Annotated in this window: 12 protein-coding genes; all 12 read left to right on the forward strand. The window is 38.8% G+C overall.

The genetic code is table 11. From position 1 onward, the window contains the following. The first annotated feature begins 58 nt into the window (after positions 1-58). The gene (locus A5883_RS17770) at positions 59-478 is read left to right on the forward strand and encodes a PTS sugar transporter subunit IIA (protein ID WP_034858298.1); all 420 of its coding nucleotides are present in this window, start codon (positions 59-61) and stop codon (positions 476-478) included. 10 nt (positions 479-488) lie between these two features. After that, positions 489-959, forward strand: coding sequence for a PTS sugar transporter subunit IIB (locus A5883_RS17775; protein ID WP_034858201.1), 471 nt, complete (start codon positions 489-491; stop codon positions 957-959). A 17-nt stretch (positions 960-976) separates the two neighbouring features. After that, positions 977-1762, forward strand: a complete 786-nt coding sequence (locus A5883_RS17780; protein ID WP_074934984.1) for a PTS mannose/fructose/sorbose/N-acetylgalactosamine transporter subunit IIC — start codon at positions 977-979, stop codon at positions 1760-1762. After that, positions 1749-2567 (forward strand): PTS system mannose/fructose/sorbose family transporter subunit IID, encoded by an 819-nt coding sequence (locus A5883_RS17785; RefSeq protein WP_373193366.1) that lies wholly within the window; start codon positions 1749-1751, stop codon positions 2565-2567. Before A5883_RS17780 ends, A5883_RS17785 begins: the two co-directional genes overlap by 14 nt. A gap of 12 nt (positions 2568-2579) precedes the next feature. Further along, the gene (locus tag A5883_RS17790) at positions 2580-3629 is read left to right on the forward strand and encodes an SIS domain-containing protein (protein WP_086339219.1); all 1050 of its coding nucleotides are present in this window, start codon (positions 2580-2582) and stop codon (positions 3627-3629) included. Positions 3630-3640: 11 nt separating this feature from the next. Continuing rightward, entirely contained in the window at positions 3641-4645 is a 1005-nt protein-coding gene (locus A5883_RS17795; protein ID WP_086339220.1) for an SIS domain-containing protein, read from the forward strand. Positions 4646-5634: 989 nt separating this feature from the next. Next, positions 5635-6717 (forward strand): replication initiator protein A, encoded by a 1083-nt coding sequence (locus A5883_RS17800; protein WP_086339221.1) that lies wholly within the window; start codon positions 5635-5637, stop codon positions 6715-6717. Positions 6718-6815: 98 nt separating this feature from the next. Next, positions 6816-11441: a SpaA isopeptide-forming pilin-related protein gene (locus A5883_RS17805; protein WP_086339222.1), complete on the forward strand. Its 4626-nt coding sequence runs from the start codon at positions 6816-6818 to the stop codon at positions 11439-11441. A gap of 164 nt (positions 11442-11605) precedes the next feature. Next, positions 11606-12199, forward strand: a complete 594-nt coding sequence (locus A5883_RS17810) for a class A sortase (RefSeq protein WP_086339223.1) — start codon at positions 11606-11608, stop codon at positions 12197-12199. Between the two features lie 16 nt (positions 12200-12215). Continuing rightward, on the forward strand, positions 12216-12485 hold the full coding sequence (locus A5883_RS17815; RefSeq protein ID WP_086339224.1) for a DUF5415 family protein: 270 nt from the start codon (positions 12216-12218) through the stop codon (positions 12483-12485). Next, positions 12482-12754 (forward strand): hypothetical protein, encoded by a 273-nt coding sequence (locus tag A5883_RS17820; RefSeq protein WP_086339225.1) that lies wholly within the window; start codon positions 12482-12484, stop codon positions 12752-12754. Before A5883_RS17815 ends, A5883_RS17820 begins: the two co-directional genes overlap by 4 nt. Positions 12755-13212: 458 nt before the next feature. Further along, positions 13213-15390: a hypothetical protein gene (locus A5883_RS17830; RefSeq protein WP_141108429.1), complete on the forward strand. Its 2178-nt coding sequence runs from the start codon at positions 13213-13215 to the stop codon at positions 15388-15390. Positions 15391-15464 lie beyond the last annotated feature (74 nt).

The following is a 15464-nucleotide window of genomic DNA, read 5'->3' on the forward strand; positions in this document are numbered from 1 at the left end:
TTTGGCACGCTTTTTGCATTTAGTAAGGTGTAACTTGGAGCAAAGTGAGGTGAAAGCAGTGAAACAAATCGTTATTTTAGCATCACACGGGCGATTTGCATCAGGAATCTTACATTCGTTAGAGCTTATTTGCGGAAATAAACAATCAGTTATTGCCATTGACTGTTACGTTCATGAAGCATTTGATCTAACGGTAACTGTGGATACATTGATGGAAACATATAAAGAGCATGAAATGATCGTTATCACAGATATTTTTGGCGGCAGCGTAAACAATGAATTTTTACGTTACATCAAACAACCCAATTTTTATTTAATCGCAGGTTTGAATTTGCCATTGTTGATTGAATTGACGACACAACTTAATGGAGGAGGTGTAATCTCAGAAACGATCCGCCAAACGTTGGCAAATTCCAAAAATATGATCCAATTTTGCAATGATAGTGCAGCAAAAGAAATCGAAGAAGAAGAATTTTAGGAGGGACGATATGATTATTTTGACACGAGTCGACCATCGACTATTACACGGGCAGGTCGCATTTTCTTGGACACAAAATTTAGGCGCGGACTGCATTTTGATTGCCAATGACGATGTGCCAACAAACGACATACGTAAAACAACAATCAAATTAGCAAAACCGCAAGGCGTAAAACTGGTGATCAAATCAATTGAGGATTCAATTCATGCCCTACAAAGTGGTGTGACGGATAAATACAAATTATTCATCGTAGTTGATTCCATCAAAGATGCGTATAAGTTAGCAGAAAACTATCCAGAGATCGACGAAATCAATCTAGGTGGAATCAAAGCCAAAGAAGGCTCTAAAAATATTGGCAAAGCAGTCAATGTATTACCAGAAGAAGAAGAACTTCTCAAGAAAATGGTCGCTAAAGGAATCGCTGTCGATATCCGTCAAGTACCTTCGGATAAAAAAGTCGCTGTTGAAGATGTTTTATAGAGAAAGGAGCAAAAGAGATGCTGCAAGCAATATTACTTGGAATTGTTGCATTTATTGCGCAGTCTGAATACGCATTAGGGACGTCATTACTGTCGCGTCCGATTGTCACAGGGTTGTTTACAGGAATCGTATTAGGGGACATAAGCACAGGAATTATTATGGGGGCTACACTGGAATTAGCTTTTATTGGTTCGTTTTCTGTAGGTGCTTCTATTCCGCCAGATGTTGTAACAGGAGGAATTCTTGGCACAGCATTCGCAATTACAGCAGGAGCAGGAACGGAGACGGCTTTACTATTAGGACTTCCAATCGCAACATTAACGCTGATTCTGAAAAATGTATACTTAGGACTGCTTATCCCTATGATGAATCAAAAAGCTGATTTATACGCGACAGAGGGGAACTACAAAGGTGTGGAACGAATGCACTTATTAGCCGGTTTTGGCTTGTCTTTGATGTTAGCCCTTGTAGTGACGATTTCCTTCATGGTGGGCAGCAATACGATGAGTAAGTTGTTAGAGATGATTCCGTCCTTTGTACAGAATGGATTATCAGTCGCAACTGGCTTGATCCCAGCCCTAGGGTTTGCCATGTTGGCTAGATTACTGATTAACAAACAAGTTGCTCCTTATTTCTTTTTAGGGTTTGCATTAGCAGCTTATTTAGAGATTCCTGTTACAGGGATTGCAATTTTTGGTGCGATAACAGCTGTTGTAGTTGTTAACTTGAGAAACTTTCGCGGACAAGGGCAATCTGTTCAAATGACTTCAGGGGAGGTATTAGATGATGATGAAGACTTCTAATGAGAAACCAGAAATTACTAAAAAAGAGTTGAATCGTGTCTTCTGGCGTTCGTTTCAAATGGAGTTCTCATGGAACTATGAGCGGCAGATGAACCTAGCTTATGTCTATGCAATGATTCCGATTTTAAAGAAACTCTACAAAACAAAAGAATCGATGGCCGATGCGTTGAAACGGCACCTGGAATTTTTCAACACGACCCCGCATATCGTCACGCTTATTTTAGGAATCAATGCGGCGATGGAAGAAGAAAATGTCAGTGATCCCAATTTTGATTCTTCAGCAATCGAAAACATCAAGACCTCTTTGATGGGACCTTTAGCGGGAATCGGTGATTCCTTCTTTTGGGGAACGTTGCGGCTAATTGCTACTGGGGTAGGAACTTCATTGGCATTACAAGGAAATATCCTAGGTCCTATTCTGTTTCTGCTGATTTTTAATGTGCCTCATCTACTATTTCGCTATTTTGCGACTGGTTGGGGTTATAAACTTGGGACAGGATTTTTAAAGAAAATTCAGGAAAACGGTTTGATGGAAAGCTTAACCTATGGGGCTGCCATCATTGGGTTGATGGTCGTAGGTGGAATGACCGCTACGATGATCGATATCAACATTCCGTTGCAGATTGGTTCAGGGGAGAATGCAGTTACAGTTCAAAGCATCTTTGATGATATCGTTCCGAAAATTTTGTCATTGGGTGCATTTGGTGCTGTCTTTTATCTTTTGAAAAAAGAAGTCAAACCGCTGATTATTCTGCTGGGACTAGCAGTCGTAGGTATTTTAGGATCCTTGATTGGACTTTTTTAAGGAGGAATTGTTGTGGCAACGATGATGGATTATATACAAGAAGAGCAAGCAACGTTAGTTGAGATCTTGCAGGGGTTTGTTCCTAAAAAAGAAGAAAAAAGAGCTGCAATCGAGAATTTATTGATTTTGGCAACGGGCTCTTCTGCCAATGCCTGTTTAGCAGCAAAGTATGCAATGGAGAAATTAGCGCAGATCACTGTCACGATTGAAGAACCATACCACTTTAATCATTACGGCCATCTTTCTAAAGAAATCGAGACAGTTTTGGCGGTTTCGCAAAGCGGAAAAAGTGCTTCTACGATAGATGCAGTGGCGCAGTTGTCCAAGCAAGATATTTATACGATCGGTTTAAGCAGTGATCCCGAAAGTCCCCTTGCTCAAAAAGTTAACGAAAGCATTGATCTAGGAACTGGGATCGAGACCGTTGGATTCGTGACAAAAGGATATGTAGCAACGGTATTGCAACTCTATTTAATAGGGGTATCTATTGGTTACAGCAAAGGTATATTATCCGACGACCAAGTGTCGACTATCAAAAGTCAGTTAGGGGAGATGATCGAGGCCATTCCTCAAGTTATCGATAAAACAATTGATTTTTTTGAGAAAAACGCAAGTATTTTTAAATTAGCGAACCGTTTTGTAGCAGTCGGTTATGGACCAAACTGGGGAACCGCTAAAGAATTTGAAACGAAGTTTACCGAAACCCTACGAGTCCCTTCTCAAGGATTTGAATTGGAAGCATATATGCACGGACCATATCTTGAAGCAAACCATGAACATGTGCTTTTCTTTATTGAAGCTCCTAGTCTAAATCAATCAAGATCCCAACTATTGCATGATTATATCGCTTCTTATGTGGGAAAAGCTTATACGATTACCACAGCAACGGCAAAAAATTCCGATACACTTGGGCTGGATGTTGCATGTGAAGAAACGTTTTCTTCTTTGCTCTTAGTTATTCCGTTCCAAATTTTCTCCTATCTCGGGGCTGCTGCTAAAGGGATCAATTTGAGTAAACGTATTTTTGATGACTTTGATCAAGTGCTAAAAAGTAAAATTTAGAGGTGGAAAAGATGCTGAAATTTAATGAACAACAACAAATTGACGATATTCAAGGAATGTTAGATCTACGTCCAGAAATTGAAAAATTAGTCGATGCCCTTGACGAAAAAGGCTTTGATGCGATCTATTATCTAGGAATTGGCGGTACCTATGCTTCGGCCATGCAAGCAGTTACTTACATCAATGGAAAAAGCGATTTACCAGTTTATGTCCAACATGCGGCAGAATACTATACAACCGGCAACCGTCGATTGACGAAAGACTCATTAGTCATCTTGTCCTCTGTTACCGGAACCACACAAGAAGTGGTAAAAGCTGTCGCAGAAATCAAAAAAGTAGGAGCGACATTATTAGGATTTATTGATACAAAAGGCAGTATCTTAGCAGAACAATGTGACCATGTCATTACGTATCCTGCACCAGGAACAGAACAAATTAAATTTTTTATGGTGGCAGATCGGTTAATGAAAAATCACGGAGATTTTCCTGATTACGACGCCTACTATCAAGAATTGGATCAATATTTAGCGAAAGGATTAGTGGAGGCCGAGAAACAGGCGGATGAATTTGGGCGAGCGTTTGCGGAGCAGCATCGTCATGATGCGATGCATTATTTCATCGGTGCAGGAAATCAATGGGGTGCAGTCTATTCTTACGCCATGTGCTACTGGGAAGAACAAAGCTGGTTGCGTTCAAAATCGATCCATGCTGCTGAGTTTCTTCACGGAACCTTAGAAATCGTTGACGAAACCACACCTGTCACAGTGTTTTTGGGAGAAGACGAGCAGCGCCCATTATCAGAAAGAGTTGCTAAATTATTGCCAAGGATTTGTGGAAACTATACATTGATCGATACCAAGGACTATCCTATTTCAGGAATCAGTGAAAAATATCGCGGCCGAGTGTTATCGCACTTATTGATGCATTGTGTGACGCAGCGCATTGATGCCTATGTCGAACAAATGAATTGTCACCCAATGGAAATTCGGCGCTACTATCGCCAATTTGAATACTGACAGAAAACCAAGAGGAAGAGGATTGATAGAAAGATAACCCAAAAGAACACTGAAATATAATGTTTCTATGGAGTGGATAGGGAAGCTATCTGAATAAGAAAAAGTGATCTATTCTTAAACACCATAAATGAAGAACACCTGAATTCTTAATTTAACAATGTATAGAGCGTTTCGTTAACCAAATGTTGATGGAACGCTTTTTTGGTATTTATTGGAGGAGCAAAAAGAAAAGAAAAGAAAAAGGGAAAGAATTTGAAAGGACTTAAACAGTTACTAAAATCTAATACCTTCTGGATGATAATAAACTAACGAAGTGCAATTAAGTTAGTTTAAAGTTAACGGGAAAAAGAGGGAGGCTGAATCAAAAGGTTTCTAATATTTGTAAAAAATGGCAGCAATCTATCGTTGAAAGACGTCTGAAAAGTGGGCGTTCTTCCTAAGAAGTTAGACCGAATTATTTTGATTCTTGAAAAGAACATAGCTGAACTACTTAGAAGCGAAGTGTTTTTGGGGGATAGAGATGAGTGTTAAAGATAGTCATGTAATCTTCCGAACGATCAACAGTGAAGAAGAAAACCCTTGTGCATCTTTTCAAGATAATAAAAATAAACAAAAAAATGGAACAGCATAAATGTTTTCGAAATGCTTTCGCACCAACATTTACCTGTTCCGTGGGTTTGGCACCCAATGGGCCGTGAGGGGTTCGAACCCGCGACCCGCTGATTAAGAGTTAAATAATTAATAGTTTTATTTAGTTTGAAAATGCTTTGGATGTGTTGAATTTTATTAGGTATACCAAGGCTTTTAGGTTTGTTTTAATACTAGTTAATAAACATAAATATAAAGAGTAAAAGAAGAAATACAGAAATAAACAAGAAAATTGTTGGCATGATGGAAAACGATTCTAACAAAAAAAGTTTTTTTTAAAAAACATCATTATATTTAGCTATTAACCAGTATGTAGGAATAAAGATAGGTGATAAAAGAAATTGGAAAGAAAACTCAATATATCAGTTTATCAGCAGGGAAATTTTTATAGAGTTCCCAAACTATTGATTCAAGGAAAAAAGTATGAAAAATTAACTTCCGATGCAAAATTACTTTACGCAGTCTATCAGGACAGAGCAGAGATCTCAATCCAAAATAAATGGACAGATGTAAATGGTGATATTTACTTTCTTTTTTCCATAGATGAAGTGTGTTTTTTTATGGGATGGGGAAGAGATAAGACTATAAAAATAAAAAAAGAGCTAATAGCATTTGATCTTCTATCTGAAAAAAGGCAAGGGAGAAATCTAGTAAATAAAACTTATTTGCATCTAATTGATTTAAACACAGATATACGAAAATTTATTTCTAAATCATTAATGATAAAGGAAATCGATAGAAGAATTATTGAGAACGAGAAAGTTTGTCAAAGTGAATGTTTTGAGGAATTTGAGAATAACTGCATTCTGGGCTTAGCACAAAACTTTCATTGTGATATTGGTAATATCAAATATTTTCTGAAAAAGTATCGAATTTCTTTAATTCAGAAGTACGATGATGGTAAAAGCTGTTTGTTAACTAAGGAAGTCGGAAAAGCAGACTTCCAAGAAATCTTTGATGAAACTGGGAAGACGGAAAAACCGATTTCTAGAAATAGGGTTAACAGACTTCTTAAAGTCGGCAAAAACGATCCTAATGATATTAATATAAACAAAAATAATAATATAAAAAAAGACGAAGAGAACTTAAAAAGAGAAAGTGAAAGATTATTAGGTAATAATTCTGTTATTCGGAAATATGCTCAACGATTGTTGTCGGAAAAAAAGTGTAGTACAGAGGTAGAGTATCAAATTATCAACTCTTTAGACAACTGTTGGCAATTATTACTTTTTGAACGTGACCATGGTAATGAAAAATTAACAGCTCATATGCATTTATATGGTAAAACGTCATTAGAAATCTTGTTTAGAGAAGTTTTTGAGAAGCAGCTCGACTATACTCAGCATAACTGTAGAAACTCCGAATATTTTTTGAGGTATTTTGCTGAAGGTATGAAGAATAGAATTGAAAATTTAATTTTTTGAAGGAGATTAGTCCATACTAAATTAGGTAGTCTAGTCAGATAGAATAATTTTAATTAAGACGAATGAGAAATCATTAGTCTTTTTTTTAGGGGGATATTATGAAAATAAAGAAATGGCGAAAGATAATCAGTTTGTTTTTCATAGCATTTGTGCTTACTACGAGTTTACCAGTGGAGATTTTCGCAGAATCGGTTGTTGACTGTATTTCAGAGAGTTCAACTGATAATAAAGAAACCAAAGAATTTGAAAATCAAAACAAAAGTAGTGATCAGAATAACGAAAAACAAAGTGTCACAGATGCAGACAATAAAGACTTTGTCGAACCAATAAAAACTGGGGAGAGCCAAAAGGCAAATGATGGACCAAATGTTGAAGTAAGAGAAGCTCCTGAAGACATGAAAGAATTCTTTATAGGTGAAAAAGATTTACATTCACTTGGTTCGTACTCAGAACAAGAAGAGCTGGCTGAACAGTCAAAAGAATGGCAAGCCCTGAAAAGGGAAAGTTTTGCGAGAAGTACTACTTATCGCTTGTCAGAAAACGGTCGAATGACTGCAAATGTAGCGAGATACACACCTGATGGCACATGGTATACGCATGATATTATCATTCGTTGGCAGATTGATGGCGAAGATGTATTTTGTATTCAAGAAGGTGTGTTTACTGAAGCAGGCATCAATTATGAAGCAAGAGCCGATCTAACGGCGATACAGGGAAGTAATAGTTTCCGAATGAGTCTGATTGGTTATTTTGGTTATTACAGCCAACGCAGTATGGAGAATTACGCCCTCACTCAAATGATGATTTGGGATGAATTGGGTGGTAGCTTCATTAATTACGGTGTCTTCGGTATGTCGAAATACAACACGTTCAAAAATACTGTTAATACAGCTATTTCGAATTACAGCTTACGTCCGTCATGGCATAACACAAAAATCCAAGTAAAAGTTGGCGAAACAGTAAGAATTCCTGATACAACAAATCGCTTCGCTTCTTGGAATGGTGAAGTACGTGCGAATACAGCGGGGGTTATAGTAGAAAAAAGTGGTAATGATCTATTAATCACCGCCACAGCTAGCTCAAACACTGAGGGAGCTGTTCAGCTAAATAAGCATGGAAGCGGTGAGTCCGGAGTCGGTACCGCGTATGCTTATACGCATGGATCTGCACAAGACCTGGCAAGACTATATTTATATGACCCACTTTCGGCCCATTTAAACATTGAAGTCTTAAAAGAAGGGCATGCACGAGTTCAAAAAGTAGATGAAACAACAGGAGAAGCATTAGCTGGTGCTGTTTTCCGCTTTACTACAAGTGACAACCAATCCAGAGAATTTACGACCAATGCACAAGGAATCGCTGAATGGCGTGATTTGATGCATGACACAGAAGTAACGATGGAGGAAATCAAAGCCCCAACAGGGTATGTCTTAAATAAAACACCGCAAAAAATCATGATTCGCGCGAATGAAACGACCACAGCGACGTTTGATAATCGCGCGCAGCTAGGAACGATCACGATTGATAAATCCGGTGTCGAGTTTGATAAAGATATGCCAAATGGTAACTATACTTTAGCAGGAAATGTCTTTGAGATTTACGAAGGTACAGATATCAATGGTAACTTAGTAGATACGATCACGACAGATGCCAAAGGAACTGCTAAAAGCAGAAACTTGCCTTTAGGCACCTACACAGTGAAGGAAATCGAAGCGTCTGAAGGCTTTGTGCTGAACACAGAAACATGGACGGTGGAAATTGAGTATGCCGGACAAACAGTGGAAATCACAAACGTTGATCAAGCAATTGAAAATAAAGAACAAAAAGGCAATGTTGTCTTGAAGAAACGTGACAAAGAAACAAATGACGTCCCACAAGGGGAAGCAACGTTTGAAGGCGCAAAGTTTGATTTGTTCCGTACGTCAGATGATGAAAAACTAGGCACCTATACGACAGACGCAAACGGTGAGCTTACCGTTCGTGATCTTCTTTTAGATAACTATTACTTTGTTGAGGTCGAAGCCCCTGAAGGATACGTGCTTGATGATACACCAGTACCTTTCACGATCGCTTATGCCGGACAAACTGCTGAAATCGCAGTTGAAGCAAATGCTACAAAAGAAAATCAAGTGATCACTGGCGGTTTTGACTTAATCAAAATCGGTAACTACAGCTGGTGGAATAACGCTTGGAACTGGATCACAGGAAAAGACGAATCAGATCAACCCCTGGTATTAGAAGGCGTTGAGTTTACGGTGTATCAAGACTTTGGAAACAAAGAAGAAGTCGCACGAAAGGTGACGGATGCAACTGGCCATGTAAAATTTGATGCACTACCGTACGGCACGTATCGCGTTTCAGAAACTAAAGTACCGACAGGGTACCATGGAATCAAAGATTTCTATGTTACGATCACAGAACATGGTCAAAACTTCCACTATGTGATTGAAAACAAAGTGAAAGAAGCGCAGATTCGGTTTGTGAAAGTAGATGAGGAAACGGGCAAAGAAATCGTTCGTGACCGTGCTGGATTTGAAATATATTCAGAAACGACCGGAGAACAATTGAAAATGAAGGACTTTGAAGGTGTCGAACATTCAGTGTTTTATACCAATGAACAAGGTGTCTTACAACTTCCTACATGGTTTGCGTTTGGCAAATATAAAGCCGTTGAGGTCGAAGCACCTACGGGCTATGTATTAGCTGATGAACCCGCTTATTTCGAAGTGACCGGCGAAGAAGAAGACGGTGTTGTAGTTGTAGTGATCACGAACAAAAACCAAATGGGTCAAGTCGAAGTAAACAAAACGGTCGAAACGAATGTGTCCATTTCAACACAAGAAAGCGAACATGGCGAGTACAGCCAATTTGATTTTGAGCAACATGCAGGCGTCGGCTTTGAGTTTAAGATTCGCCCAACGGAAGATATCGTTACAGGAGACAACACGGTTCGTTATCCAGCTAACGAGTTCTTACAAGAAGATGGCGAGGATCTTGTTTGGACGACTGATGAAGAAGGACGTTTCGTTACTGATCCAATTCTCTATATCGGAAAATATGAGTTAATTGAAGTGGGTGCGCCAAAAGGGGTCGTCTTATTGGAAGATCCAATTCCTTTTGAAATCGAATATGCCGGACAAGCACTAGAAATCACTTCAAGCAATCTAGAAGTAGAGAACTTCTTGCAGGATATCAATATTTACGGCCAAAAGGACCAAGAAGTAGTGGTTGATTGGGCAGAAGGTCAAGCAGTGATCGATGTCGAAGCAGCGAACAATGGCCAAGTATTTGCCTTACGATTGGCAGAAGAACTGACGATCGGAGATACTGTTTTAGAAGCCGACACGACGTTGGCTTATACCATCGTAGAAGAAGGTGTTATTGCGTTTGAAGGCTTGAAATTGCCAAATCAGACGATTCAACTATACCTTCAAGAAGTAGACGCTGGTTCTGATCACGTATTGAATGAAGCGAAATACTTCTTCACTTATGAGCCAGAAACTAACGAGCAAACACATGATATTCATGTATCCGCTAAGCAAACAGAAATGGAAGGGTCGGAAGAAGATCCTGAACAGCCAAATGAAGAAGAACCAGCTGAAGAAGACGAAAACATTGAAGAAACAGATGTTGAAGCTGATCAAGAAAACGAAAATGATTCAGAAGAACCAGAAGCAGACGCTGATGCTTCTGAAGAGCAAGACAACGATTCGAACGAAACTGGGGAAGCAGAACAAGAAGACGCTGAAGAAGAGTCCGACGCGATTTTAAACAAACTGGCACGTGCCAATGTAAAAGTGATCAAGACGGACGGTATGGATCAAAAAGCACTACAAGGTGTTGAATTTGATTTGATTCGCATTGGGGAGTTCAAACAAATCGATTCAGAACCAGAAGACGAAACAACTGAAGGTGAAGAGGAACAAGCACCAGAAGAAGACGGTACTGAAGAATCTGAAGTAGAAGCACCAGAAGCACCGGAAACGCTCTCAGAAAGCGCAGAAGAACCAGACGAAACACCTGGCGATAAAGACGCAGAAGAGGAAGAATCGACGCTAGAGGACGAAACGCGGACGGTAATTGGAACCTACGTCACCGATGAAAATGGTGAAATCGCTATTGAAGATTTACCAACCGGTCAATATGTACTTGTTGAAACGAAACCACTTGAGTGGTATCACGAAAATGACGAAGAGTACGCTTTTGAGATTTCAGCTGAAAATAATGGTGAAACGATTATTATTGAAGTTGAAAACAATCGCTTGGATCTGGAAGTCGAAACACTTTTTGCGGAAACAGAAACAGGAGCAAAAGTGGTCGATCCGACCGTTGATAACAAATTAACGGATTATGCTTGGGCTTTAGGCGGCAAAGAAGGCCATGAGTACTTTGTTGTGACACAATTTATCAATGTAGAAACAGAAGAAGTGGTTGATACTGTGATTTCTTCCTTTGTTTCAACAGGAGAAGAAGAACAGGAACTTCTCTTTGATGTAACGATCCCAGCAAACACCATGAAAGACGGAGACGAGTTGGTCGCTACCCACATGGTGTATAGTGACGAGGATCTTACAGAACTTGTAAATGATCACTTTGATTTACAAAATAAGGAACAAACAGTCACATTTGAAAAACCAGCTGAAGAAGCGCCGGCAATCCCACAAGCAGGCAGCGTGACAACTTGGACATGGATTCAAGAAACATTTTCAAAGCTGTTCAAATAAAATTCTTGTTTTAAAGGCAAAGCTGATTACCAGTTTTGCCTTTTTCTATTAGTCAGGAGGTGAGAGACGTTAATAAGAAAAAAGTAATCAAAGTAGGGCGTTCGGGAGCAAAAAGAAAGAAACGAATCCTTATAACGGCAGGGGCTGCAGGTGTTTTTCTTTTTGTGTCTATTTTTTTCTTGATTGGGTATTTGCAACAACGATCGTTTGAAACAAGTATCGCAGAAATACAGGCTGAAGCGTTGACTGTGATGGAAAACAAAGACGAGATAAAGCCTAGACCAGCAGATTATTCGGGCATGGATGTAGAAACGTTAGAGCCAGGAACATTGAATGTAAATGTTCAGGATCAAATTTCTCAATTTGGTGTGGGAACGATCGAAATTCCTTCAATTGGGTTGAAATTACCGATACTGGAAGGAATCACTCAAGCAAACATTAGCATTGGTGTTGGTACAGTGAAACCGAATCAATCAATCGGAAAAGGCAACTTTGCCTTATTAGGACACTATATGACGAATAGCGGACTTCTGCTAGGCGGGTTGAAACAAGTCTCTAAAGGAGACGAGATCCACCTAACGTATTTTGACAAGCAAGCGACGTATCGAGTCGTCGAAAGCAAAGTGATACACCAATCTGAAGGGAAATACATGCTAGATGATCCTGAAGAACCACACTATTTGACCCTGCTAACGTGTGACGGTAGTCGAGTGGGAACAGACTATCGATTAATGGTTCGTGCCGAACTGATTGAGTAAATGAGGAGTGAAGGAAATGCCCGCAAAAAAGACCAGCCTGATTATTGATTCCGCTAAGGAACTACTAGAAGAAAGTGGTAGGAACTTTAATCAGTGGAAGAAAGAGATCCTAAGAACGAAAAAACTGGAGATTATGGAAGGGAAAAATCAACAATGGGAGCATTCCGTTGTTGAAGAGGCCGCATTAGAAGTGATCACCACAGATTTAAAGGAACGTAGGAAAAAAGAAAAAAACACTAGTGAAATAAGCAAAAATGTAGAAAAAGAAGGAGTCGAATACCCATGAAAGCAACAATCTTAAGCCTAGTCGTGTTACCTCAAAATGATTTAATTTCAAATTTAGTTAACTCTTTAAATTCATTAGTATCAGCAGCGCAGACATTAGCACCAGCAGTAGCAGCAGTGATCGGAGTAGGAGCCATGTTGATGTACATGTACTCAGATAAGTTTGCCGATGTAGCTAAAACAAAGATGTTCAAAATCTTTGTCGGGATGGGTGTTATTGCAGGGATCACCACGGTTATTAAATGGATGACAAGTACTGCAAGGTTCTAAAAATGTACCGGCTAAGTATTTGACTTAGCTGGTTTCCTTATTTTTAGCATTTAAAGAAATAGAGTGGAGGAAATGGCTTGTTCTTAAAAAAGAAAAATAAGCGACAATACCAGCGTGAATGCGAAAAGTTGATATTAGACTTCTACCATAGAGCGTTTTTACAGATAGTCGATATACATTTGAAAGAATCGACTTCCGAAGACTTACTTGTTGCGCAAAGAGTAATCAATTGTTTAGATACCAATTTATTTATGCTAGATTCTCAATGGATCAAAGGGAAGAAAAAGGAAGACGTCAGGAACAGATTACTTAGTATGGGTGAAGCTTTTGATCTTCATTCATTGCAGTAGACATAAAATTGTTCCATTTTTAGGACTAAAGGAAAGAAAGGAGAAAAAATGTATTTACTTAAGTTTGTTAAGGTACCTAAGACAGTAAAAAAACGGAAAGTAATTCCGTTGAAAAAGTGGCTATATCTCCCACAGGCGCAAGATTTGTATTTTCAAGTCATTGAAAATGAAGCGTATGAAGGTGAAATGACCGTATTAGTTCGGAATCAAGAAAACTTGCAAGAGATTCAGTTTGATATTTCCTATGAAGAAGGTTACACCTTATCGGATTTGATAAGCCAGGATTTAATCAAGGAGATTCGAAGTACAGCTGACGAAAATCTACGTACCTCTTTAGAAATTATGGAAAATGAGATCAGCTTGTCGTTTTCTGAACCTATTACCATAGAGTCAACGGAAACAGAAGGAACTAAAGCGAACCTTTTCTCGACAATTGGATCAAAACTTCCATTTAAGAAAAAAGAGAGCGTATCGGAAGAAACCGTTGAAGAAGAACAACCTGAACCAGTTGAAGAAGTGGTGGAACCAGAAGAAGAAAGTTACGTCCCAGATTATGAAGAGGGAGAGGAGACTGAAAAGGAGCTTTTGCTGCAACCACTTGAGGAAACTGAAGAACCAAAAGTTGATCAAAAAGCACAACATGATAAAAAAATGGAACCAAATACTCCAGAAGAAAGCAGACCAAAAATTCCTTCTCTACAGGAATATGTATCAGTTGAACAAGCACCGGTGATCAAAGAAATAGACCAGGTGATCGATCAGTTGGATGAAAGGGTAAAAAATGGATTAAACCACGTCTTGTCTGAATTCAATTTGTCCAACCCAACGACATTTATCGAGAAGAAACAAAAAGAATTTATTGAAAAATCTTTTACAAAAGATTTTTATTCGTCCCTCATTTCTAGCTTGGTAGAGACGAAAAGTAATTTATTAAATACGGCTATATTAACATTGACCGAACAGTATGAACGACAGGCAAAGCAAAGTGATCCCTCAGTGCTTCAAAAAGAGATTGCCGCCATTAAAGCGAATGTTGAGAGTCGCTGGCAACAAGAACTAACCAAACGAATCCAAACAATTTCAGGAAGACACAAACAAACGATCGATCAACTAAGAGTGAAACAAGAGGAAGAACTCGCACAACTGAAATTAAAGCATAGTCAAGAAATTGCCCACCATAACAATAGCTATGCAATCGAAAAAGAACAGCTTGAAAAAGAGATTCAAGAAATGATTGAACAAGAAGCACAGACCAATATCCAGAATTTCAAAAAAGAAGCAACTCGGAAAATGGAGTTGGATAATCTTCAAGCGTTAGAAACATTTAAAATTGCTCAAATTGAAAGTATGCGTAAGGTCGTGACAGAGACTTTAACGAATGCCAAAAAGAATGAAGGGAATTATCTAAATGCGCTCAAAAAACGGTTAGAAGACGAGCAACCAAGATTTGAACAGAAGTATAATCGATGGTTAGAAATGCAGCGAGCGGAGGAAATCAAAAGAAAGGAACAAGAAGAATTGAGACTTAAAGAGCGTGAAATCGAAGTCCAAGAGAAAAAAGTTGCCCTGGAAGAAAAAACGATTCAAGAAACCGTTGATTCCACAAAACGTATGGAAAAACAAAACCATGAACTCCTTGTCGCACAACAGGCCCAATTACTTGAAACAATCAAAGTTTTTCAGATAAACCCTCCGGCTACACTTCCTCAACCGACAGAGCCTAGTCCGACTCAGCAACCGAAAAATACCTGGTGGAAAGGATTCTTTGTCGCGACGATCACTTTTGTAACGATCGGTGGCATTGGCACATTACTTTATACGATTCATAATGTTTATGCTGCTCAAGAACAAACGACACAAGTGATCCAGAAACAAACCAGTGAAATGGAGCAACGCTTAATGGGAGTGATAGAAAATCAATCGACGCAGACCACAGAAAGTACGGAAGAAACACCACCAACGTTTGAAGATTATTTGATTGAAGACCAGTACCTAGAAGCCGCAGAGACGTTCCCAGAGAAGAAAAAAGACATTGTCAATTATTTACTTGCACAAGGAGATAAAAACCATCTGAATGAGTTTTTAGAGGCATATCCAACGACTGACAAATTACAGTTGTTACAGGTGGCAATCTTGAACGGCGACAGTGAGGAAATCTTTGATCTTTATCGGGAAAATGATTGGGATACACTCAAAAAATTGTCAGCTGGTCAAAAAGAAAAATTAGCATTGGTTTTATACCAAGAAAGCTATGCGGTAGAAGCGAATTTACTATTAGAAGATTAGACAAATAAAGCGTTTAAAAAAAGCAATCTAATTCTAGACTGCTTTTTTTGTTGTCTTTTTATTTGAAAAAGGAG

The sequence above is a fragment of the Enterococcus sp. 5B3_DIV0040 genome (assembly GCF_002140755.1).
Lineage (GTDB): Bacteria > Bacillota > Bacilli > Lactobacillales > Enterococcaceae > Enterococcus_D > Enterococcus_D casseliflavus.